Source organism: Vibrio sp. 1-2 (7-a), assembly GCF_013048515.1.
GTDB lineage: Bacteria > Pseudomonadota > Gammaproteobacteria > Enterobacterales > Vibrionaceae > Vibrio > Vibrio diabolicus.
In genome coordinates this window covers 563,548-585,949 of record NZ_VHSQ01000001.1, presented here as the reverse complement: position 1 = coordinate 585,949, position 22,402 = coordinate 563,548, and the positions used below count along the sequence as shown (strand labels likewise).

Below are 22,402 nucleotides of genomic sequence, written 5' to 3'. Positions count from 1 at the left end.
TAAAAAAGCCCCTGTAACTTAATTACCGGGGCTTTCATTTTTATCGCCGCTAAGTTGTGGAGTTACAACTTGTAGCGATCATCAATGACCGTTGTCTCTGGGAAGGTTTTACCCTCGTCCATCGCTTCCTCAGTCTCTTCTTTTACTTTGGTATCGATCCAGAAATTACCAATATCCATTGGATGAAGCACCCATTCTGTCGCTTTTGTCATGCCATCTTTAGGAATTTTAACCCAGCGCCAATGTGCAACTCGAGAATAAGGCACCATGTACCCAGGAACGATGATATTCGCTTTGCTGACATAGTTTTGGATTTGATGCGATAAATCGTAACGCTTCTCCTGATCAAACTCAGAGTCATAAGCTTCAATCAACTGGTCCAGCTCAGGGCTGCTGTAGTTGGTGTGAGCATTTGTTTGTGGTCGATTCGCATTATCCGAGTGTAGATATTCCCAATACGCAGGAATCTCACCAGAACCCATATTCAAGAACGCTAACTGATGCTTTTTCTCAAGAATGTATTTAAACGCAGATGAACCATCAACCAAGTTTAACGTGAACTCAAGACCAGCGAGTTTCGCTTGCTCTTTCAAGTACGCAATACGCGGTGTCCAAGAGTTGTATCCATAGGTGATAGCAAAGCTCAAGCGTTGGCCCTTGTCGTTGACACGAATACCATCTGCGCCAACTTTGTCAAAGCCCGCTTTTTCGAAATGTTTAACCGCCGCATCGGCATCAAACTTAGGCGGTGTATTGTTAGGATCATCGTATTCGCCATGACCAAAGCCGAGTCCATGTGGTTTACGTGAATAATCTCCACGCATGATATTTTCAATCATGCCGTCATAGTCAGTCGCTGCCATAACACCTTTGCGCACTTCTAGGTTATCCAACATCGGCATCGCGGTGTTCATCCAAAGGCCACCAGCGCCTTGTGGTGCTTCGTTAAAGCCCCAGTACTTTTGGATATAGCCTTTTTTGTACACATCACTATCGGTTTTGTCATGCCAGAAGCTTGGTAGCACCATCTCAAAGTAGTCCAAGTTGCCTTTCTCAAAGTGCTTCATGGCAATATCAGGATCGCGAATCACCTTAATGCGGACTTTTTCTACGTTGTAGCGGTTTTTATAGTAGCGGTTGTTATACCCCCACCAATCTTCACCGACGTGTTTGAATGTCACGCTCTTACCTTTCTTCACTTTATCAATGTAGTAAGGCGCTGCAGTTGGCTCAGATTTAAAGTTGAACTTTCTGACAAAGTTATCAGGCATGCCATCGTTATTTGCGTCCTTTTCTCCTTCAAAGAAGTGTTCCGGACGAGGCTGAAAACCATTACTCGGCATGTTAATCATAACCATGAGCGAGTCATGACTTTGAGCTACAGCAAGATTGACTTTGATCGTGTAGTCGTCAATTTTTTCAACACCAACAACGCTGTTCGTGAAGAAGTCGTTGTACCACGGGTCGATAATGTCTTTTGACGTGTAGTACTTCATCATAAAGACGTAATCATCTGCCGTAATTTTTTCACCATCTGACCACTCGGCCGTTTCATCAAGCTTAAAGAATACGGTTTTGTTGTCCTCTCCAAATGCCCATGACTTAGCAAGTTGGGGGATCCATTTACCAGTATTTGGATGACGCTGAGCAAGCTTTGGTGAACCATCCATTAAATATTGGCGCAAGCCGGAGTTCGCATCTGGACCAACACTTCGTAATGTCTGAGGAAAGCTCTGAATGTAAGTACGATAAGTACCACCTCGTACCGCTTCTTCAGAGGCGAACAGAGGTTCATTGTTATTTGAAATCCATTCTATATCAGCAGGTAGCTCTGCCGCACTCAGTTGAAAACTGGCAGCGGTCAATGTTGCAAGTACTGAAAATGGCAGTTTTTTAGTCATGTTTCTTCCTTGTTGTGTTTGCGATTAAGGTCGTAGCAAGGAAGACGGCGTGTGAAAGCTGCAAATAGAAAATACGCAGATAGGAAATAATAGGAGCGTAATATGAAGTGACTTCCTGCCAGCTTCTATATTAATTTCAAAGAGTTTCACTAGGTCATCCTAGACCTTACAACGCAGTGAATGCATCTTCGCCATAGTATTCTTTAGGCTTTTGTAACGCAAGTCATCAATAATACATGGTCGCATTTTCTATGCATCACAGTGAGTTATGTTACAAAAGTGTGATCGATATAGTACCAAGCCCTACTTTCCTCATAATAAACCGTAGAACCTTTATCCGAATAAGATCCCCCCTACACCAATTAAAGCAAGCAAGTAAGCGAGCAGATATAACTGGTAAAAATGAGCAGTTGCTTACTACGGTTGGTATTTTTATTAGATACAAAAAAGGTGAGGCATCACAGCCTCACCTTTCTTTATACAATACAAGACTGTGCTTACATACTAGACAAGCTATCATTGATCGATTTCAACACTGCAGCAGGATCCACAGCTTGAGTAATTGGACGCCCAATAACAAGATAGTCAGAGCCTGACTGAATAGCCTCTACTGGTGTCATGATACGGCGCTGGTCACCTTGCTCAGAGCCAGCAGGTCGGATTCCTGGTGTAACTAACTTAAAGTCTTGACCAAGTTCGCTCTTAAGCAATGAAGACTCTTGAGCTGAACATACGACACCATCTAAACCAGCGTTTTTGGTCAATGTCGCCAGACGAATAACTTGATCCTGAGGCGCAACGTTCAAACCAATACCCGCTAAATCACTTTGTTCCATACTGGTTAGTACCGTTACTCCAATCAGAAGTGGGCGATCTTTACCGTATGGCTCAAGAATTTCACGTGATGCCGTCATCATGCGCTCCCCACCGCTCGCATGCACATTCACCATCCAAACCCCTAATTCTGCGGCTGCGCGGACCGCCTTAGAACACGTATTTGGAATATCGTGAAATTTCAAATCCAGGAAGACTGAAAAACCACGTTTGTGGAGTTCACGTACGAAATCAGGACCAAATCGCGTAAACATTTCCTTGCCAACTTTTAGGCGACATGACGCAGGATCAATTCTATCTACAAACGCAAGTGCGTCTGCTTGGTTATCATAATCCAGTGCGACAATAACTTTTTGGTCGATCATTTCATCTCCTAACTATTTTGGTTCTTATTAAATAAAAAGTTAAAAAAATGCAGCGGACAGAAATTCTGCCAGCTGCATTAAAATTATTCACCATCCAATCCGCGGATTGGCTTGATCGTCCCCCACCCTTTACAGGATGGGCAGTGCCAATAAAGGGAATGAGTAGAAAACCCACACTTCCGGCATCGGTAGTGTGGTTTCACTTTTAACTGTTCACCCACCATCGCTTGTAGCGTCGATAGACTGTCCTTCGCGCGCCCGTCTTCTGCTTCAGCAATATGGTAGTCAATTAATCGATAAAAACCCTTCATGGTTGGATTTTTCAGCAGCTGTTTGGTCAGCAGCTCTTGTGCAGCCCCTACGTTCTCGTGGTGAGCAACCAACTGAGCCAACATTAACTCGGCTGATACGCCTGCTTTCTTATCAATACAAGCTCGCAGAAACTCTACAAGTTCATCTTCCTGGCCCAAATGATGGTAGCACTCTGCAATGGTTGGTAAGACATCGCTGATAAAGTCTTTGTCTTGCTCAAGCACACCCGTCAGGTATTTTATCGTGTGTTTATAATCTTCAGACTCTAGATAAATTCGTCCCAAAGCAATACTCGCTCGAACACACTTTGGGTCTTCTGCTAGGGCTTTTTTAAAGTGCTGTATTGCCTTATTAGTATTACCATCGGCTTGGTCGAGCATGGCAATTTCACACCAAAAATGAGCAATATTCGCACGCATTCTGGAGCGTTTATTACCCAACTTAGCCAATTGATTGGCGTAATAAATTGCTTTTTCCCATTCACGTGTTTGTTGGTAAATGGTTACCAATTGCTGAAGGGCCGCTTCTTTGTAATCTGGCTCTTCGACTAACTGTTCGAAGATTTTCTCTGCACGATCGAGAAAACCAGAGACCATGTAATCTTTCGCCAACTGTTGAAGTGCGAGATTCTTTTGATCCAGTGTTAAGCCAGAGCGAGAAATGAGATTTTGGTGAATTCGGATTGCGCGGTCGACTTCGCCACGAGACCGGAACAAATTACCCAACGCAAGGTGAGTATCGATTGTCTCGTTATCAACTTGGAGCAATTCAATAAAGTGATCAACAGCCTTATCTGATTGGTCAGAGAGCAGCAGATTAAGACCCGTCATATACTGACGAGAGATTTGATGAGATTGTTTCTGCTTGTCTTGCTGAGCGCTGCGATGCCCCATATACCAGCCATACGCAGCAGCTATAGGCAATAACAAGAAGAGTAGTTCAAGCATTAAAGTTAAGCCTTATCCTTATGCCTGTTTTTCGATGGCTGGCTTATCAGCAGGTTTGTTTGCATCTGTAGGTTCGTACTTTTTCAGTTTTTTCTTTAAACGACGAACTTGTAGCTGAGTTTTCAACTGGATACTACCAAAGATAACCCACGCTAAAGCAAAGCCAACCACAAATACCACACCTAATAGTGTAGATAAGTGGAACTCTCCTTTGGCTAGAAGATAGTTAAAAGTCACGAGCTCTTGGTTTTGGGAACCTAACGCCAATGCAATTAAAAAGAGAGCTAAAACAGCAACGATTTTTATAATTTTCATTTACATCACCCTTCTAGGAGTAAGTCGGTAAGATTATGCAGGAAAATGCTTCTTCAGACTACGTATATTAGCAATAATCTATACCCAAGTAACCTCAAGATGCTTAGTTTGTAGACACGCCTAGAAGTTAAAGTTACTTGGGTGTAGAAAGCTGCAAAGAAAACAGCCAGAATCAACAGCTCGCTTCGTAAACTGCTTGGACACATTACAAAAAAGCGGCATACACAAACGTATGCCGCTTTTTTCAAACTAATAAGAGTGCGTTAGCCAATATTTACACGCTCACGAAGCTCTTTACCAGGTTTGAAATGTGGAACGTATTTACCTTCCAATTCCACTTTATCGCCCGTTTTAGGGTTACGACCTACGCGAGGCTCGCGGTAATGAAGAGAAAAACTACCAAAGCCACGGATCTCGATACGGTCACCGCTCTCTAGCGTAGAGGCCATGTGCTCTAAAATATCTTTTACAGCATCCTCTACCTCTTTCGCTGATAAGTGTGTTTGCTCAGCGCAGAGTCTTTCAATCAGTTCAGACTTAGTCATAGTTGCCCTCTTTGAGTATCTTTATCACTTATTATAGTAAGTAATACTAATTCCAACAAACACTTGCTGACAATTCTAGACAAATTTTATGCAAAATGCGCAATGAAGAAATGCCTTTTATTAAGATAGTTTACCGTCATTAGTATTACTACTTAAATATGCTCAAATATAAAAAAGGAGCCTTGCGGCTCCTTTTTTGCTTAAGCGAGTATATTATTCGCCTTTAGCAGCTTTGAAAGCGTCAGCCATTGCGTTACCGAATGCATTGTCATCTTGCTTGTTGATAGATGCCATTGCTTCTTGCTCGTCAGCTTCGTCTTTAGCTTTGATAGATAGGTTGATTACGCGGTTCTTACGGTCTACACCTGTGAACTTCGCTTCAACAACATCACCAGCGCTTAGGATTAGAGAAGCATCTTCTACGCGATCGCGAGATACTTCAGAAGCACGGATGTAACCTTCAACGCCTTCTGCGATTTCAACAGTAGCGCCTTTAGCGTCAACAGCAGTTACAGTAGCGTTAACTAGAACACCTTTCTTGTTGTCAGCAACGTAAGCATTGAATGGGTCGTTTTCCATTTGCTTGATGCCTAGAGAGATGCGCTCACGCTCAGCGTCTACTGCTAGAACAACTGCAGAGATCTCGTCGCCTTTCTTGTACTCACGTACAGCTTCTTCGCCAGCAACATTCCAAGAAATGTCAGATAGGTGAACTAGACCGTCGATGCCGCCTTCTAGACCGATGAAGATACCGAAGTCAGTGATAGACTTGATCTTACCAGTAACTTTGTCGCCTTTAGCTTGTGCTTCAGCGAATGACTGCCATGGGTTAGCTTTACACTGTTTCAGACCTAGAGAGATACGACGACGTTCTTCGTCGATTTCAAGAACCATAACCTCAACTTCGTCGCCAACATTAACAACTTTAGAAGGGTGGATGTTCTTGTTAGTCCAATCCATTTCTGAAACGTGAACTAGACCTTCAACGCCTTCTTCGATTTCAACGAAGCAGCCGTAGTCAGTTAGGTTAGTTACGCGACCAGTTAGTTTGTGACCTTCTGGGTAACGCTTAGCGATTGCTACCCATGGATCTTCGCCTAGTTGCTTAAGACCTAGTGATACGCGAGTACGCTCACGGTCGAACTTAAGAACTTTAACTTGGATCTCGTCACCAACGTTAACGATTTCAGATGGGTGCTTAACGCGCTTCCAAGCCATATCAGTGATATGTAGAAGACCGTCAACGCCACCTAGGTCAACGAACGCACCGTAGTCAGTAAGGTTCTTAACGATACCTTTAACTTCAGAACCTTCTTGTAGAGTTTCTAGAAGCTCGTCACGCTCAACGCTGTTTTCAGATTCGATAACAGCACGACGTGAAACAACTACGTTGTTACGTTTTTGGTCAAGTTTGATAACTTTGAACTCTAGCTCTTTGTTTTCTAGGTGAGCAGTGTCGCGGATTGGACGTACGTCTACTAGAGAGCCAGGAAGGAAAGCACGGATACCGTTTAGTTCAACAGTGAAACCGCCTTTAACTTTACCGTTGATGATACCAACAACAGTTTCAGCTTCTTCGTAAGCTTTCTCAAGTACGATCCAAGCTTCGTGACGCTTAGCTTTCTCACGAGAAAGTTGAGTTTCACCGAAACCATCTTCAACAGCGTCTAGAGCTACGTCTACTTCAGCGCCAACTTCAACTTCAAGTTCGCCAGCAGCGTTCTTGAACTGTTCAGCAGGGATAGCAGATTCAGACTTAAGACCAGCGTCAACAAGAACGAAACCGTTCTCGATAGCTACTACAGTACCTTTAACGATGCTGCCTTGTTGGAATTCTGTTTCGTTTAGAAACTCTTCAAAGAGTTGAGCAAAAGATTCAGTCATTTAGTTAATCTTCAATAAATTAAACTTCCACGGGTATCCTACCGCATGGGGTTATTAAATTCGCCAGTCATCATCCTTGCGACCAACGCTCTTAGTCTAGCCGAGTATCATTACTCAGCTAGCTTCGATTCGATATATTGTAGTGCCTTTTCTACTACTTCGTCGATAGTCATCGACGTAGAATCTAGCACAAGCGCATCCTCAGCAGGGCGTAATGGCGCCACTGGGCGGTTACGATCTCGGTCGTCACGCTCTTGGATCTCGCTTAAAAGGTCAGCAAATTTAACATCTAACCCTTTCTCTTGCAACTGTTTAAGGCGTCGATTTGCACGCTCTTCTGCGCTCGCATCAAGGAAGATTTTCGCTTGTGCACTTGGGAATACAATTGTGCCCATATCACGACCATCAGCCACTAGGCCCGGAGCGGCCTCAAATGCACGCTGACGACGTAATAATGCTTCACGAACACGTGGCAGAGCCGCAACTTTAGATGCTGCCATACCCGTTTCTTCTTTGCGAAGCTCCCCTGACACATCTTCGCCTTCTAGAACGACCTTAACTAAGTCACCCTCTGCGATAAATTGAACGTCTAGGTGTGTTGCCAGTGGGACAAGTGCGTCTTCTGACTCTGTGTCGACACCGTGGTGAATCGCAGCGAGTGCAAGTACACGATAAATTGCGCCAGAATCTAAGAGTTGGAAACCCAACTTTTTCGCCAGCAACATACATAAAGTGCCTTTACCTGCACCACTAGGTCCATCTACGGTTACAACCGGAGTTTGAGAGGACATGTTCTTCTCCACCTATAGTTTCTTTTCAGCAATTTGCTCGGTTTTCGAGGCGCGCATTATACGGGTAATCGCCCTTTGGAGCGAGGAAAAATGTCGTGTAAAGCATTACACCTAATGCGCAATTGGATTCATCAATAAACATAAGGTTCAACAAAAACGGCGAGAGCTTCCACCCTTGCCGTTTTAAATGTCATGATCTTAGGTTCGATTAAACAATCGGTTTTTGGCCACGCTCAGCTAACTTTAAGATCACACTGTCAGCAACTTTGCCCGCGACACCTGCTAGCTTGTCTGCCAGCTTTTTCTTCTGCACATAATGCACAGAAAGTACGGTTTTATCTTTGCATGCCGCAACAACGATATCATCAGATGTACTAATGTCATCCACCAAACCAAGCACTTTCGCTTGTGTACCGAACCAGTGCTCACCTGTGGCTACTTTGTCTAGGTCCAAACTAGGACGACGCTCGCGAATGAAGTCTTTAAACAAGACATGTGTTTCTTCAAGCTCTTGCTTAAACTTATCGCGCGCTTTATCGGTATTCTCACCAAACATCGTTAGCGTGCGTTTATATTCACCCGCGGTTAGTTGTTCGTACTCAATGTCATGTTTCTTCAACAGTTTGTTGAAGTTAGGAATTTGCGCGATAACGCCAATAGAGCCCACAATTGCAAACGGTGCAGAAACAATCTTATCTGCGACACATGCCATCATGTAACCGCCACTTGCCGCAACTTTGTCAACAGAGATGGTCAAAGGAAGACCCGCAGCTTTGATTCGGTCCAGTTGAGAAGAGGCAAGGCCGTAACTATGAACCATACCACCGCCAGATTCTAAACGAAGTAATACTTCATCACCTTCACGTGCGACAGCCAAAATAGCAGTGATCTCTTCACGTAGAGACGCAACTTCTTTTGCATCTATACTACCGTTGAAATCAAGAACGAATAGGTGTGGTTCACGCTTGCTATCTAATGAACCGTCTTTGCTCGCTTGTTTGATCTCTTTTTCACGAGATTTGTTTTTCTCTTTCTCTTCTTTCTTGACCGCTTTATCTCGAGCTTTGATGAAAGCATCGTCGTGCAAATGATGTTCTAACTGCTCAACAGATTGTTTGTGTTGCTCTGAAAGGTTGGTAATCTCTAACTCCCCTTTCGCCGCACCCGATTTGCCACCAGCCGATTTTGCAATAATGAGCAGAACAATTATCGCAGCAACCACCGTGATAATTTTGGCCAGAAACAGACCATAATCTAATAAAAATTCCAACGAGAGCTCCTTTATCTCATTTCAGATGACGTTAGTATGTTACGCAGAAACATCAGCGAGAAGGCAGCGCGGTTTGTAACCACTTGTTCTGATTGATAGCATACCTAACGAAAGTTCTGGAATTGGTATAACACATGAATTGGTGTATTGTAACCATCTTGTCACGATTACCAAGATTTTCCATTGAGAAACAGGCGTTTTTTAGCGTCAATTAACTATCATGGACCCTCTTACAATAATAAGGATTTATCGCCGTGAACTACTCCGTTTCAGCTGATGCTCTAAAAGGTAAAGTCATTCTTGTTACTGGCGCTGGTAATGGCATCGGCCGTCAAGCCGCGCTTTCTTATGCCGAGCACGGTGCAACTGTTATTCTCTTGGGTAGAAATGTGCAAAACCTTGAATCTATCTATGATGAGATTGAAGCAGCTGGCTACCCACAAGCTGCTATCATTCCTCTGGATCTCAAGGGAGCAACTAAGCAAAATTACATTGATATGGCAGAGACAATCGAAGGACAGTTTGGTCGTTTGGATGGCCTATTACACAACGCAGGTGTCTTGAGTTCGCTGTGTCCATTTGATCAAATCAAAGAGGAAGACTTCGACGATATCATGCAGATCAACGTGAAAGCAGAAGTGTTAATGACTCAAGCACTACTGCCTGTGATGCGTAAATCAGAAGCTGGGCGTATTATCTTTACCTCTTCGACCGTCGGCCACTCTGGTCGCGCTTTCTGGGGGCCATACGCTATCTCTAAATTTGCCGTAGAAGGCATGATGCAAGTTTTGGCTGACGAGCTGAGTGATACACCGATCCGCGTTAATGCAATTAACCCTGGTGCCACTCGTACTCGCATGCGTGAAAAAGCATATCCGGGTGAAGATGCGAATACTCTCAAAACGCCATTGGATATCATGCCGCTATATTTGCACTTAATGGATCCAGCGGTTACCGATGTGAATGGTCAGTGCATCGACGCTCAACCGAAGCGTAAATAACGAATTCAGGTTACCTCACATAATCGATTGAAAAGGCAGCAAACGCTGCCTTTTTTCATTTCTCTCTTCATAAAAATCTTGCGACTTTCTGCCACAGAAATATACTGTATATATATACAGGTATTTATTATGCACGATATTATTCAGCACTTAAAAAGCCAGCACCTTGTTTGGCAAGCAAATTTAACGAAAACAGATCCTCAGCAGTTGCGGACTAGTTCCGGGTTTTCTGAATTAGATGATTTGCTCGGCGGAGGCTTTCCACCTCATGGCGTAGTGGAGATGGAATCTATTGGTAGTATTGGTGAATTGCGTTTGCTCGCTCCTTATTTAAAAGCCACCCAGACCAATGGTGTGACTGCATTTATTCAACCTCCCGCGTTAGTGAATTCTCTGTTCTTACACTACATCGGTTTGGATATAAACCAAGTGTGGGTCGTCACTCCAACTCACCCCAAAGATGCTCTTTGGGCTGCAGAGCAATGTCTGAAAAGTGGGGTATGCAGTAATGTTTTATTATGGCAAGAAGAGCTTGAAATACATCAAGTGAAACGCTTACAGGTAGCGAGTGAGCAAGGCACTTGTCCTCTATTTATGCTCAAGCCTAATATGACAAACCGCTTGTCTTTACCTGTGTCACTCAGTTTAAAACTAAAAGGCGACGAGCAAGGGATTAATGTTGAAGTGCTGAAAAGGAAAGGAGGCTGGAATAGAGGTAGCGTTAGTATCGGCTTCCAACACCATTACCCGCAACTGGTGAAACCATCATCTGAAACTCTGCACTCGACTGTGGTCAATTTCCCACTGGCGAACCAAGGTTAGTGATATGGCTTTGTGGATTTACTTGCACTTCCCTCGCCTACAGCTAGACGCACTCTTTGGTGATAACCAAGATCAACCCGTGGTGATTGTCGAAAGCCAACGTTGTCAGATCATTCAATACAACGAGATTGCCGAACAACAAGGTATTAAGCCTGGTATGGGCTTAGGCAGTGCTGCGTCCTTGTGTCGAGATTTACAAGTGCATCCTTATCATCCGCAAACCGAATTAAATAAATTACAAGAGGTAGCTCAGTGGTTGTATTTGATCACATCTGACGTTGTGTTGATGCCAAACCAAGGTATTTTGCTGCGTGCCACACCGATGCTCACCCTATATGGAGGGTTAGACAATTACTGGAATAAAGTCAGTAATCACTTAACTAAACTGCAGTTAAGCTTTCAATTTGGTTGTGGCTTTTCACCTCTGTCGGCCAAGTTAATGGCATTGGCAGGAGCGAACATGCTTAGTGACGATAAATATCTTATCGAACAAATGTTATTCCCATTACCGCTGCCTCTAACCGATTTATCGAGCTCTATGGTTGAAAAACTGCACCGCGTAGGCGTTACTTCCTTAAAAGGGTTACTTGAACTGCCGTTGCAAGACATCGCACGACGCTTTGATATCGATTTGGTGAACTACGTTGGTCGACTGACTGGGCAGTTCAAGCATCCTGTCGACTTTTATCACCCGACCGAATCCTTCCAAGTTTATTTAGAGCTGTTATTTGAGCTCGAAAACGTCCAGTGGATTGAAAAGCCGCTGGCCAAATTACTTCGTCAACTCGAAACCTTTCTTAAATTAAGAGATAAGGTCGCTTTTGAACTGTGTTTAACACTCCACCAGCGTGAGAAACAAGAGCAACACCTTCAACTCACTTCTGCGCAAGGTGATTACCTATGTCAGCGTTGGCAGCAGTTAGCGAGTTTAAGCTTAGAGTCACTCTCGCTCAATGGCCCAGTCACAGGGCTAACGTTAAAAGTCGTCCGTCAAGGTGAGCCTCTTAGTGCATCACGCGATCTCTTTGCTGGGCAAAAAGGGAACATGAATGCTTTAGAGCTGCTCTCTTTACTGCAAGCTAAATTGGGGAAAAGTGCTGTGTTAAAACCCAACATCGCTTGTGATCCTAGACCAGAAAAGGCCAGTCAATATCGCCCGGCGGATGCTCCAGATGAAAAGGATCACGCCATACCATCCATACTACGCCCCGCAATGCAATTGCCCACTCCCATTGCATTGCAAGAGCAAGTCTCTTTGGTCCACGGACCTGAGCGAATCGTTTCTGGATGGTGGGATGGTGATGAGATCATGCGTGATTACTACATTGCACACACCAAGCAAGGCCGCTGGTTATGGATATTTCGCGATCAGCACAAGCACTGGTTTCTTCATGGCTATTTTTGTTAAATCGACAGTTATTTTTGTTGGATCATTATGAGTTACGCGGAACTATTTTGTCAGTCTAACTTCTCTTTTTTGACTGGGGCTTCTCATGCAGAAGAGCTAGTACTCCAAGCTGCTTTCTATCGCTATCAAGCTCTAGCCATAACTGATGAATGTTCGGTCGCGGGCGTTGTCAAAGCCCATGCGACCATCGAACAACATAAACTCGATATCAAACAAATCGTTGGAAGTATGTTTTGGTTAAATGATGAATGCCAAATCGTACTGCTTTGCCCTTGTCGCAAGGCTTATGCCGAGTTGTGTCGTATCATCACAAACGCAAGAAGACGAAGTGAAAAAGGCAACTATCAACTGTTCGAATGGGATTTGATGTCGATTCGACATTGCTTGGTATTGTGGCTGCCCACACATCAAGAGAGTGACCACTATTGGGGACGCTGGCTCAATCAACACCACGCTAATCGTTTGTGGGTAGCGATTCAGCGCCATTTGAGTAACAACGATACTGAGTACATTGCGCACTGCGAGCAGTTAGCACATGAATTTCAATTACCTATAACTGCCTGCGGAGGCGTTCTCATGCATGATGTTGAACGCTTGCCATTACAGCATGTACTTACCGCTATAAAGCATCGGTGTAGCGTCGATAAACTCGGTTTTGATCGTATTTCGAATACAGAACGAGCGCTTCGTCCTTTTAAAAAATTGGTTCGGATTTACAAACCAGAATGGCTGGAAGAAAGTACCTACATCGCCGATTTATGCGAGTTTAAGCTCTCCGATTTAAAATACGAATATCCTACCGAGCTGATCCCAGATGGTTATACACCCGACTCTTACTTACGTATGTTAGTCGAGCGTGGTAAAAAGCTGCGTTTTCCTGAAGGCGTGCCAGCAGAAGTCAATCAAACCATCGAGAATGAACTTGCGCTTATTCAAGAGCTGAAATACCACTACTACTTCCTTACCATCCATGACATCGTAATGTTCGCGAAACAACAAGGCATTCTTTACCAAGGTCGAGGTTCCGCCGCAAACTCTGTGGTGTGCTATTGCCTGGAAATTACCGCCGTCGACCCTCGACAAATCGCAGTCTTATTCGAACGATTTATCAGTAAAGAACGTAAGGAACCGCCGGATATTGATGTGGACTTTGAACACGAGCGCCGTGAAGAGGTTATCCAATATATTTACAAAAAATATGGCCGTGAGCGTGCAGCACTTTCTGCAACAGTGATCAGCTATCGCTTTAAAAGTGCCGTGCGTGAAGTCGGTAAAGCGCTAGGGATTGAAGAGACCCAATTAGATTTTTTCATTAAGAACGTTAATCGCCGAGATCGCAGCCAAGGCTGGCAAGCTCAAATTATTGAACTTGGCTTACAACCAGAATCTCTCAAAGGGCAGCAGTTTATCCAATTGGTCAACGAGATAATTGGCTTCCCACGCCACTTATCTCAGCACGTGGGTGGTTTTGTAATTTCATCTGGCCCTTTATATGAGTTGGTACCTGTTGAAAATGCCTCGATGGAAGATCGCACTATCATTCAATGGGACAAAGACGATTTAGAAAGCTTGAAGCTATTAAAAGTCGATGTGCTCGCACTCGGCATGTTAAACGCCATCAGAAAGTGCTTTCAACTGGTCGAGAAACACCACCAGCGATCCCTCTCTATTTCTGAGATCACTCGCCGACAAGATGATCCACACGTGTACCGCATGATCCAAAAAGCCGACACGATAGGCGTATTCCAAATTGAATCTCGTGCACAAATGAGCATGCTCCCTCGCTTAAAGCCCGCTTGTTATTACGATTTAGTGATTCAAATTGCGATTGTTCGTCCAGGCCCTATTCAGGGTGATATGGTGCATCCTTTTTTAAAACGGCGTGCTCACAAAGAGCCTGTCAGTTATCCATCGGAAGAAGTAAAAAGCGTTCTTGAGCGGACTATGGGCGTCCCAATTTTCCAAGAGCAAGTCATCAAGCTAGCCATGGTAGCAGCTGGGTTTAGCGGCGGCGAGGCCGATCAACTCCGTCGAGCAATGGCATCATGGAAAAAGAATGGCGATCTCGCTAAATTCAGGCCAAAACTGATCAATGGTATGCAAGAGAGAGGTTATGACTTAGCGTTTGCTGAGCGCATTTTCGATCAGATTTGCGGCTTTGGTGAGTATGGCTTCCCTGAAAGCCATTCAGCGTCTTTCGCAGTGCTGGCATATTGTTCTGCATGGTTAAAATATTATTACCCAGCAGAATTTTACACTGCACTGTTGAACAGCCAACCAATGGGATTTTATAGCCCATCGCAATTAGTACAAGATGCCCGCCGACATGGAGTCGAAGTATTGCCGGTGTGCGTCAATCATTCAAAATATCAGCATCATCTCGTCTCACGCCCGAATGGCAGGCTAGGCGTGCAACTTGGTTTTCGCTTGGTGAAAGGCTTTAACGCAGAAAGTGCGCAAAGGCTTATTGAGCGCAAACCACTTAATGGTTACCGCTCGATTCAAGAAGTAAAGCAGATATTAAGAAGCCGAAGTGACATTGAATTATTGGCTTCAGCCAATGCATTTCAGATCCTATCGGGGAATCGTTATAACGCACGCTGGGCAGCAATGGATTCCTTATCTGACCTACCATTGTTTCACAAGGTCGAAGAACCCAGTGTTAGCTACCAAACTCAGCCCTCAGAATATGAAAATTTAATTGAGGATTACGCGAGCACGGGACTATCTCTTAGCCGCCACCCGATTAAATTATTAGAAGAAACGGGCAAACTCCCTCATTTTACCCGCATGAGGCAACTGGCAGAGAAACCGCATAGGTCATTGGTCACAGTGGTAGGCGTGGTAACGGGAAGACAATCTCCAGGCACCGCCGCTGGCGTGACATTTTTTACGTTAGAAGATGACACAGGCAACATTAATGTGGTCGTTTGGCAAGCGACAGCACGAGCCCAAAAGCAAGCGTATTTAGGCGCTAAAGTATTAATGGTGAAAGGCATTCTTGAAAGAGAGGGAGAAGTCACGCACGTTATTGCTGGCAAGTTGATTGATTGCACGCACTATTTGAATAATCTACAAAGTAAATCTCGCGACTTTCATTAGTACAGAGATATTAATAAGCGAGGCGTTAAAAACCAGAGGGAGAGCGGCTCCCCCTCTGATTTCACTATATCTAATCATGCACTTTTAGAAAGCATCTGGCGTAATCGTTCTTGAGCAACTTCAACCAACAGATCTGGTTGGAATTTAGAGATAAAACGATCACAGCCTACTTTTTGTACCATGGCTTCATTAAAGCTGCCGCTCAGAGAGGTGTTCAACGTAATAAACAACTTAGACATACGTGGATCTTGGCGCACTTCATGAGTCAGTTTATAACCATCCATTTCAGGCATTTCAGCATCCGTAATCATCATCAACAGCTCTTTTTCTACGTCTTTCCCTTCATCACACCAGCGTTTTAAAACCGTTAGCGCTTCTAGCCCGTCACGACACTCGATGATATTCATACCCAATTGAGAAAGCGTATCGCGAACTTGATTACGAGCTGTAGAGGAATCATCCACAATCAGAACATTACGCCCGACCATTGCTTGGGCAAGTTCTTGATCAAGAATGTCCGCTGAAATCGTTACATCGTAATGCACGATCTCTGCTAAAACTTTTTCAACGTCAATAATTTCGACAATTTGAGAGGCATCCCCCTCTTTGATTTGCGTGATAGCTGTGAGGTAATTCGAGCGACCAGACGTGGAAGGAGGCGGCTGAATTTCAGTCCATGCCGTATTAATAATATTCTTGACCGGACCGACTAAGAAGCCCTGCACCGTGCGGTTGTACTCTGTCACGATCAAATTTTCTTCTTCCGCTTCACCACGCAAAGCTGGGAAACCTATCGCGCCACGCAAATCAATCACTGGCACTGCTTCACCTCGTAGAGAAGCGACCCCACGAATGTTGTAGTGTGAGCCAGGAAGCTTGGTTAACGGTGGCAGCTTGATGACCTCTTTCACTTTGAACACATTAATCGCAAACAATTGGCGACTATTTAAAGTGAACAGCAGAAGCTCTAGTCGGTTTTCACCAACCAAGTTTGTACGCTGGTCAACCGTATTTAACACTCCGGACATACTACTACCTAAATTATGGATAATTCTTATTTTTACTCGAAATCAATACAGACACATCAATGTTCTAAACCCAAATAACCTTAAGATATTTGTTTTTCGAGCATGGCTTGAAAGTACAACGGTTTCAGCGCATTACTTCCCTTCTATTTGTATCAGACACAAAGTCACTCTACACATTGAAAGCCATTTGGGTTTATTTACTTGAGCTTTTTAGGAAATTACATGAATGGCGCAGATATAGCAATGCAGCACAACTCAAATTCACCTTCTAGTAATAGGCGATCAAAAAGGGTGAGCTGTTAAGCCTCACCCTAAATCATCTAAAAATGTATAGGCTCGACACCTAAGCACTTCATCATGTTTGAAGCAATTAGCCTTCCACAACCTTCATCAATAACTGACCATCGTACAACGCTTGCTTGATCAACGCGGCACCAGGCATTGTTGCTTGCTTATAGAAACGAGATTCCACCAGCTCAAGATCTTGGTGATAAACCGGTAAACTCTGCTCTTCGATACAGCGACGCACCGCAGGATAAAGTACATCTTTTGCTTGGTTAATCACACCACCGATCAAGATCTTCTCAGGGTTAAATAAGTTGATCACAATAGCTATTGCAGAGCCTAAATAGCGTCCAAGCTTTTCAATCACATCAACTGCCAACGGATCACCATTCGCTGCCGCTTCACAAATGCTCTCAATACTCATTTCTTCTTGCTCAGCAAGAATAGAGTCTTCGCCATCAGCAATTCGTCTTACGACTTCTTCACGAATTGCTTGAGAACTGGCAACGGTTTCCAAACAACCAATGTTGCCACAATGACAACGTTTTCCATTTGGATCGATTTGAATATGCCCAAGCTCACCAATGTTGCCGTGACGGCCTTGCAAAACGCGCCCATCCAGAATGATGCCGGCACCTAAACCATGGTGAATAGAGATAAGAACAGAGTTGTCATTGTCTTGAGAGTGGCCGAAAAGCTTTTCTGCTAATGCCCAAGCTCGCGTGTCATTGGCAATGAAAACTGGCAAGCCCGTTGCTTTATATATCTCTGGTCCAAGAGCAAGATTTTCGACATTGTAATGAGGCATTTGCAGCACGACACCTTGCTCTGAATTCACAAGGCCAGGCAGCGTAATTGCAATACTGGTAACACGGTCAAGTTGATCCGCGTAAGTTTGGAAGAATTCATCAATTTCGTAGAGCAGACGCTCAAGCACATCGTCTTGGTCACGTTCGTGTATCTCGATTTTAGTATCGATCAACACATCGCCACCTAGCTCATGCAGAGCAATAGTTAAATAACCTCGCCCCAAACGCATTGACAGAAATTGCCACCCTTCGTTGTTGACCTGCAAACCGACGGCAGGTCGACCACGACTCGTCGCTTCTTGTACTGTGGTTTCATGAATCAAGTGCGCTTCAATTAATTCTCGAGTGATTTTGGTGATACTGGCAGGAGCAAGCTCACTCTGCTTGGACAAATCAATTCGAGAAATAGGACCTTTTAGGTCAATTAGTTTATATACACGACCAGCATTGACCTGTTTGATATGATCAATATGGCCCGGTTGAGCCATGTACATCTTGCACTCCGAAATTCTATAACGAGACAATTTTTTTACTTTGCGAACTAATTGTGAAGTGAATTAATAAATCCCCGTGACAAGCATCACGTATAAACCTGTTTGTTTGTGTATTCAATCAAATAACGAAGAATCTACTCCTGTTAAATTGTTTGAAAAATAACTTATTTTTATTCACTAAATTATGAAGCAACTCCTGTTACAACAGCGCATTCTCTCCAATAGAGGCTGAAGCCTATGGAATATCTGTCTGTTTTACCGGGATTACTCTTAATGTAAACATTCTGTGCATATACTTATACTCAAGCAGCTTTAAGGTGTGGGCTCAGCAACGAGGCGGACCTTGAGAGCGATTGAGGAAAGTAAGGATAGAGTTCAAGTTACCTTTACACATACATTCATCGGAGAATCTATGACTTCCAAACTAAGACGAACAAAAATTGTCACCACGCTTGGTCCTTCAACGGATAAGGACAATGTACTTGAGGAGATCATCAAAGCCGGTGCAAACGTTGTCCGTATGAATTTCTCACATGGAACCAGTGAAGACCACATTCAACGCGCCAAAAAAGTCCGTACTATTGCGGCAAAGCTTGGGCGTCAAGTTGCTATCCTCGGCGACTTGCAAGGCCCTAAAATCCGCGTATCGACCTTTAAAGACGGCCAAGTCATGTTAAATGTGGGCGATAAATTCACATTAGACAGTGATTTACCAAAAGGTGAAGGCAACCAAGAGTCCGTAGGGCTAGATTATAAAGAACTGCCGCAAGATGTGTCACCAAACGACATTCTGTTACTCGATGATGGACGCGTTCAACTGCAAGTCACCAGCGTCGAAGGCAATAAAGTTCATACCCGTGTGATTGTTGGTGGTCCACTATCTAATAATAAAGGGATCAACAAAAAAGGCGGCGGATTGTCAGCCGATGCGCTCACAGAGAAAGATAAAGCCGACATTCTTACCGCCGCAGAAATTCAAGTGGACTACCTTGCTATTTCGTTCCCACGTAACGGCGAAGACATGCATTATGCTCGACGCCTAGCCAGAGATGCGGGCCTCGAAGCCATGCTGGTGGCCAAAGTCGAACGAGCAGAAACCGTCGCGACCAATGAGTCTATTGACGATATTATTCTCGCATCCGATGTGGTGATGGTAGCGCGTGGCGATCTGGGGGTAGAAATCGGCGATCCTGAACTTATTGGCGTCCAGAAAAAGCTGATTCGCCGCGCACGCAGCTTAAACCGCATCGTGATTACTGCGACACAAATGATGGAGTCCATGATTACTAGCCCGATGCCGACGCGTGCTGAAGTGATGGACGTGGCCAATGCGGTTCTAGACGGCACTGACGCCGTGATGCTATCTGGAGAGACCGCAGCAGGTAAATACCCTGTAGAAACGGTCAAATCCATGGCCGAGGTATGTGTGGGCGCAGAAAAAATGTCTGAGGCAAGCCTATCCACTTATCGCTTAGATCGCACCTTCGAAACCGCTGAAGAAACCATCGCAATGGCAACCATGTACTCTGCGAATCACATGGAAGGAATTAAAGCGATGATCTCGTTAACAGAATCTGGCAGGACTGCGTTGATGATGTCTCGCTTAAGCTCTGGCTTACCAATATTTGCCTTATCACGTAATGAATCAACGCTCAATCGAGCTGCACTATACCGAGGCGTGACACCGGTATATTTCGAGTCAAAAAGTGATGCAGGTTTACCGACAGCTCAAGCTGCGATTGCCAGCCTTAAAGAACAAGGGTTCTTGCACAAGGGTGATTTAGTCATGATCACTCAAGGCGATGTAATGGATGTCGTTGGTTCAACCAACTGCATGCGAATTCTGCAAGCATAACCTTTATACCTAACCCTATTAACCACAGAGATTAGGTACGCACACGAATGAGGCTCCGAAAACGGAGCCTCATTTATTTACACTTCACTTTGTATTTAGCTTATGTCGTTAATACAAAAGGTTATGCACTCTCTCTGCCATCAATTTCAATATTCAGTTGGTCATAGAGTTGAACCAGATTAAACCCCGCCTGAAGTCCGAGTTGATAATCATGCTCTAGTGATTCTTGGTCACTTAACAAAGAAGAAGAACGAAGCCCCTCTTTAGGCGCGATTTGTAAAATGAAAGTATCGTCAGGTGGAGCAGATATAAAGGCCTGAGTGAGCTCAAATGTTTGATAGTGAATCATCAGCATGTCGGCTAAACCTGAGTCAAAATTCTCACCGATTAAATGGCTTAAACGATACAAATTATCAGCACCGAACAACCAACGGCCTCCATTCAATAGCATTTTTCCGGCAAGCTTCGATTGATGGGCGGCATTAATTTTTTGTTGGAAGAACGAAGCCCAATCCAACTTCCATCGATTCACTTTTTGCTGCCATGATTGCTGCACCGAATTAATAGACTCTCGATACCACTCGACAGGCACATCCCCTACTTCACTTTGCGCTCTCGCTTCAATCTCCGAGAACGGTTCTGTTCGGATGACAATAATGTTGCGAGCATTCTGACGCCACGCTTCTTGAACAGGGATAGAAGCCGACACACCACCATCAACAAACTTATTGCCATTAACGTCGACAGGTCCGTGGTACAACTTAGGAATCGCGCATGTTGCTAACATGGTGTTAAACCACGTGTCACCCAAGATTGGTAAATATTGATCCGATAGCGTCTCTACATTTGTTACCGCTGCAAACGCACCTCGTCCTCCTAGTGCACTGCGGCCTAAATCAAGATCGAGCTTGTAAGGGAAATCTTGAATCCGCTCTAACGCCCACTCTAAACCCAAGTACTGCTGCTTTCGAATATAACGAAACAGATTAAAAAATTCGGGAGACGTTGTCAGCTCGGTAATAAAAGCTTTGCCCATACCGTGTTGACGACATAAGTAAGAACATAAATTGAGTGCCCCAGCAGAGGTACCGTAGAATTCATCGAAAGGATCAAAGTTGGAAAGTAAAAATGCGTCTAATACGCCAGCGGTAAAAATCCCTCTCTGCCCGCCACCTTGCGTGACTAAAGCAGTTTTTCCATGCCTGAAATGCTCATAAACTTTGACATCAAGCGCAGTGTGGCTTTCTGTGATTATACCGCTGTTACGTATCATAGGCTCACGCCATTTTGTTAAAACACTTAGTAAAAGTAGTTATCTTAAGCCGTTGTAATCGCAATGATGCCAAACGACAAAAGTACTGCAAAAACAGTCACCACGATGATTAACGCGGATTTTAGATCGTGTTCCATAAACACCTCCTTGATATGTAACAAATTAATAACACCAGTGTGAAATATGTTCAAGATTTGCTTAATTTAGTCGCGCAATTTTGACTAACCCATCACAATTAGCTTAGTCATAATAAGGAGATAGGACATGAACCAAAAACTCAGCTGGCTGGTAGGAAGCATACTGCTCAGCACCGCGGTAAGTGCACAAGCCAATATTATCGTTACTCCATTCATAGGCTATACAGGTGGCGGTCAAGTAGAAGACGAAGGTGGCAATACATACGACCTCGATCCCGCAGTGAACTACGCACTTTCAATCGAGACGCCTTTTGAGAAAGGAAGAATTGGATTATTTTACTCCAACCAATCAACAGAACTTGAAAAGTTATCAAATTCGGCAGACATCCATTACCTGCAATTTCAAAGCAGCATGTACTACCCTGTTGCAGAAAACTGGCAAACCTATATTGGTGTTGGCTTGGGAGCCTCTTACACCGATGTTGATTGGGTAGACAAAAAATACGGATTTTCGGCTAGCGCTTTTGCAGGGCTGGAATATGAGTTTTCAAAGAACTTTGCGTTGACAGCCCAATTGAGATGGTTGGGAACGGTCGTTGATAACGATACCTCTGGAGCCTGCACCCTACCTAATGACGGCTCAAACTGCATCATTAAGTTCGATACCGATTGGATGAACCAATTCCAATCAAATATTGGTTTTAGTTTCCGTTTCTAATTTTTTGTACACTTCACTTCGTAGGACTCGCCACAAAGAGTGCTGGGCGAGTCCTACACAAAGCAGATAGAAAATATCATCTAAACATCATCGCTTAGAAAAGTAACGAAGCATTCTCTAGCGGGGTGCGCAAAAGATAGCCGTACGCCCTAGTTCATCAAAATAGTTTTAAACACCAAGTCGATTATTGGATTCTAGTCATTTGTTCCATACAACCAACCAATCCCCCACACAAAACCATAATCAAACTCAAATTTAACAAGATTAAAACCAGACAACGCACCTGAGTTAACATTTAGATTCTAT

18 protein-coding genes are annotated in these 22,402 nt (G+C 44.1%); 6 read left to right on the top strand and 12 right to left on the bottom strand.

The window, feature by feature from the left end; all coding sequences use genetic code 11:
• Window positions 1-62: 62 nt before the first annotated feature.
• The 8 genes from FKN08_RS02685 to sohB form a co-directional block, all read right to left on the bottom strand.
• A complete protein-coding gene (locus FKN08_RS02685) occupies window positions 63-1,901 on the bottom strand; it encodes an extracellular solute-binding protein (protein ID WP_170891274.1) in 1,839 nt (612 codons plus the stop codon).
• A gap of 497 nt (window positions 1,902-2,398) precedes the next feature.
• Window positions 2,399-3,100, bottom strand: coding sequence for an orotidine-5'-phosphate decarboxylase (pyrF, locus tag FKN08_RS02680; RefSeq protein ID WP_170891272.1), 702 nt, complete (start codon window positions 3,098-3,100; stop codon window positions 2,399-2,401).
• 83 nt (window positions 3,101-3,183) lie between these two features.
• Window positions 3,184-4,359, bottom strand: a complete 1,176-nt coding sequence (gene lapB / locus FKN08_RS02675) for a lipopolysaccharide assembly protein LapB (protein WP_005376665.1) — start codon at window positions 4,357-4,359, stop codon at window positions 3,184-3,186.
• Between the two features lie 18 nt (window positions 4,360-4,377).
• Window positions 4,378-4,674: a lipopolysaccharide assembly protein LapA domain-containing protein gene (locus tag FKN08_RS02670; protein ID WP_005397112.1), complete on the bottom strand. Its 297-nt coding sequence runs from the start codon at window positions 4,672-4,674 to the stop codon at window positions 4,378-4,380.
• Between the two features lie 263 nt (window positions 4,675-4,937).
• On the bottom strand, window positions 4,938-5,219 hold the full coding sequence (ihfB, locus tag FKN08_RS02665; protein WP_005385816.1) for an integration host factor subunit beta: 282 nt from the start codon (window positions 5,217-5,219) through the stop codon (window positions 4,938-4,940).
• A 213-nt stretch (window positions 5,220-5,432) separates the two neighbouring features.
• A complete protein-coding gene (rpsA, locus tag FKN08_RS02660; RefSeq protein ID WP_005385817.1) occupies window positions 5,433-7,103 on the bottom strand; it encodes a 30S ribosomal protein S1 in 1,671 nt (556 codons plus the stop codon).
• A gap of 110 nt (window positions 7,104-7,213) precedes the next feature.
• Complete coding sequence (gene cmk, locus FKN08_RS02655) at window positions 7,214-7,894, bottom strand: (d)CMP kinase (protein WP_005397113.1); 681 nt, start codon at window positions 7,892-7,894, stop codon at window positions 7,214-7,216.
• A gap of 208 nt (window positions 7,895-8,102) precedes the next feature.
• On the bottom strand, window positions 8,103-9,164 hold the full coding sequence (sohB, locus tag FKN08_RS02650; protein WP_170891270.1) for a protease SohB: 1,062 nt from the start codon (window positions 9,162-9,164) through the stop codon (window positions 8,103-8,105).
• A 254-nt stretch (window positions 9,165-9,418) separates the two neighbouring features.
• Between sohB and FKN08_RS02645 the strand changes: the two genes are divergently transcribed.
• The 4 genes from FKN08_RS02645 (at window position 9,419) to FKN08_RS02630 (ending at window position 15,497) form a co-directional block, all read left to right on the top strand.
• Entirely contained in the window at window positions 9,419-10,165 is a 747-nt protein-coding gene (locus FKN08_RS02645; protein WP_046874431.1) for a YciK family oxidoreductase, read from the top strand.
• A 129-nt stretch (window positions 10,166-10,294) separates the two neighbouring features.
• Entirely contained in the window at window positions 10,295-10,987 is a 693-nt protein-coding gene (imuA, locus tag FKN08_RS02640) for a translesion DNA synthesis-associated protein ImuA (RefSeq protein WP_170891268.1), read from the top strand.
• 4 nt (window positions 10,988-10,991) lie between these two features.
• A complete protein-coding gene (locus FKN08_RS02635) occupies window positions 10,992-12,395 on the top strand; it encodes a DNA polymerase Y family protein (protein ID WP_170891266.1) in 1,404 nt (467 codons plus the stop codon).
• A 27-nt stretch (window positions 12,396-12,422) separates the two neighbouring features.
• Window positions 12,423-15,497, top strand: a complete 3,075-nt coding sequence (locus FKN08_RS02630; protein WP_170891264.1) for an error-prone DNA polymerase — start codon at window positions 12,423-12,425, stop codon at window positions 15,495-15,497.
• A gap of 74 nt (window positions 15,498-15,571) precedes the next feature.
• Here the strand turns inward: FKN08_RS02630 and FKN08_RS02625 are convergent, their stop codons facing one another.
• Together FKN08_RS02625 and FKN08_RS02620 are read right to left on the bottom strand one after the other, a co-directional pair.
• On the bottom strand, window positions 15,572-16,525 hold the full coding sequence (locus FKN08_RS02625; RefSeq protein WP_170891262.1) for a chemotaxis protein CheV: 954 nt from the start codon (window positions 16,523-16,525) through the stop codon (window positions 15,572-15,574).
• 370 nt (window positions 16,526-16,895) lie between these two features.
• The gene (locus tag FKN08_RS02620) at window positions 16,896-18,113 is read right to left on the bottom strand and encodes an ROK family protein (protein WP_005398213.1); all 1,218 of its coding nucleotides are present in this window, start codon (window positions 18,111-18,113) and stop codon (window positions 16,896-16,898) included.
• Between the two features lie 412 nt (window positions 18,114-18,525).
• On the opposite strand from FKN08_RS02620, the gene pyk reads away from it, so the two are divergent.
• A complete protein-coding gene (gene pyk, locus FKN08_RS02615) occupies window positions 18,526-19,968 on the top strand; it encodes a pyruvate kinase (protein ID WP_005398214.1) in 1,443 nt (480 codons plus the stop codon).
• Window positions 19,969-20,089: 121 nt separating this feature from the next.
• On the opposite strand, the gene FKN08_RS02610 is transcribed toward pyk, so the two are convergent.
• Window positions 20,090-21,241, bottom strand: coding sequence for a patatin-like phospholipase family protein (locus FKN08_RS02610; RefSeq protein WP_170891259.1), 1,152 nt, complete (start codon window positions 21,239-21,241; stop codon window positions 20,090-20,092).
• Window positions 21,242-21,285: 44 nt separating this feature from the next.
• Entirely contained in the window at window positions 21,286-21,378 is a 93-nt protein-coding gene (locus FKN08_RS02605) for a YnhF family membrane protein (RefSeq protein WP_005372970.1), read from the bottom strand.
• A gap of 127 nt (window positions 21,379-21,505) precedes the next feature.
• On the opposite strand from FKN08_RS02605, the gene FKN08_RS02600 reads away from it, so the two are divergent.
• Complete coding sequence (locus FKN08_RS02600) at window positions 21,506-22,096, top strand: outer membrane beta-barrel protein (protein ID WP_047010036.1); 591 nt, start codon at window positions 21,506-21,508, stop codon at window positions 22,094-22,096.
• The last annotated feature ends 306 nt before the right edge of the window (window positions 22,097-22,402 follow it).

What these genes read in the sequence shown, in the direction of transcription:
- FKN08_RS02685 (WP_170891274.1), bottom strand. Translation starts at nt 1,901, where the DNA reads ATGACTAAAAAACTGCCATTTTCAGTACTTGCAACATTGACCGCTGCC.
- pyrF (WP_170891272.1), bottom strand. Translation starts at nt 3,100, where the DNA reads ATGATCGACCAAAAAGTTATTGTCGCACTGGATTATGATAACCAAGCA.
- lapB (WP_005376665.1), bottom strand. Translation starts at nt 4,359, where the DNA reads ATGCTTGAACTACTCTTCTTGTTATTGCCTATAGCTGCTGCGTATGGC.
- FKN08_RS02670 (WP_005397112.1), bottom strand. Translation starts at nt 4,674, where the DNA reads ATGAAAATTATAAAAATCGTTGCTGTTTTAGCTCTCTTTTTAATTGCA.
- ihfB (WP_005385816.1), bottom strand. Translation starts at nt 5,219, where the DNA reads ATGACTAAGTCTGAACTGATTGAAAGACTCTGCGCTGAGCAAACACAC.
- rpsA (WP_005385817.1), bottom strand. Translation starts at nt 7,103, where the DNA reads ATGACTGAATCTTTTGCTCAACTCTTTGAAGAGTTTCTAAACGAAACA.
- cmk (WP_005397113.1), bottom strand. Translation starts at nt 7,894, where the DNA reads ATGTCCTCTCAAACTCCGGTTGTAACCGTAGATGGACCTAGTGGTGCA.
- imuA (WP_170891268.1), top strand. Translation starts at nt 10,295, where the DNA reads ATGCACGATATTATTCAGCACTTAAAAAGCCAGCACCTTGTTTGGCAA.
- FKN08_RS02635 (WP_170891266.1), top strand. Translation starts at nt 10,992, where the DNA reads ATGGCTTTGTGGATTTACTTGCACTTCCCTCGCCTACAGCTAGACGCA.
- FKN08_RS02630 (WP_170891264.1), top strand. Translation starts at nt 12,423, where the DNA reads ATGAGTTACGCGGAACTATTTTGTCAGTCTAACTTCTCTTTTTTGACT.
- FKN08_RS02625 (WP_170891262.1), bottom strand. Translation starts at nt 16,525, where the DNA reads ATGTCCGGAGTGTTAAATACGGTTGACCAGCGTACAAACTTGGTTGGT.
- FKN08_RS02620 (WP_005398213.1), bottom strand. Translation starts at nt 18,113, where the DNA reads ATGTACATGGCTCAACCGGGCCATATTGATCATATCAAACAGGTCAAT.
- pyk (WP_005398214.1), top strand. Translation starts at nt 18,526, where the DNA reads ATGACTTCCAAACTAAGACGAACAAAAATTGTCACCACGCTTGGTCCT.
- FKN08_RS02610 (WP_170891259.1), bottom strand. Translation starts at nt 21,241, where the DNA reads ATGATACGTAACAGCGGTATAATCACAGAAAGCCACACTGCGCTTGAT.
- FKN08_RS02605 (WP_005372970.1), bottom strand. Translation starts at nt 21,378, where the DNA reads ATGGAACACGATCTAAAATCCGCGTTAATCATCGTGGTGACTGTTTTT.
- FKN08_RS02600 (WP_047010036.1), top strand. Translation starts at nt 21,506, where the DNA reads ATGAACCAAAAACTCAGCTGGCTGGTAGGAAGCATACTGCTCAGCACC.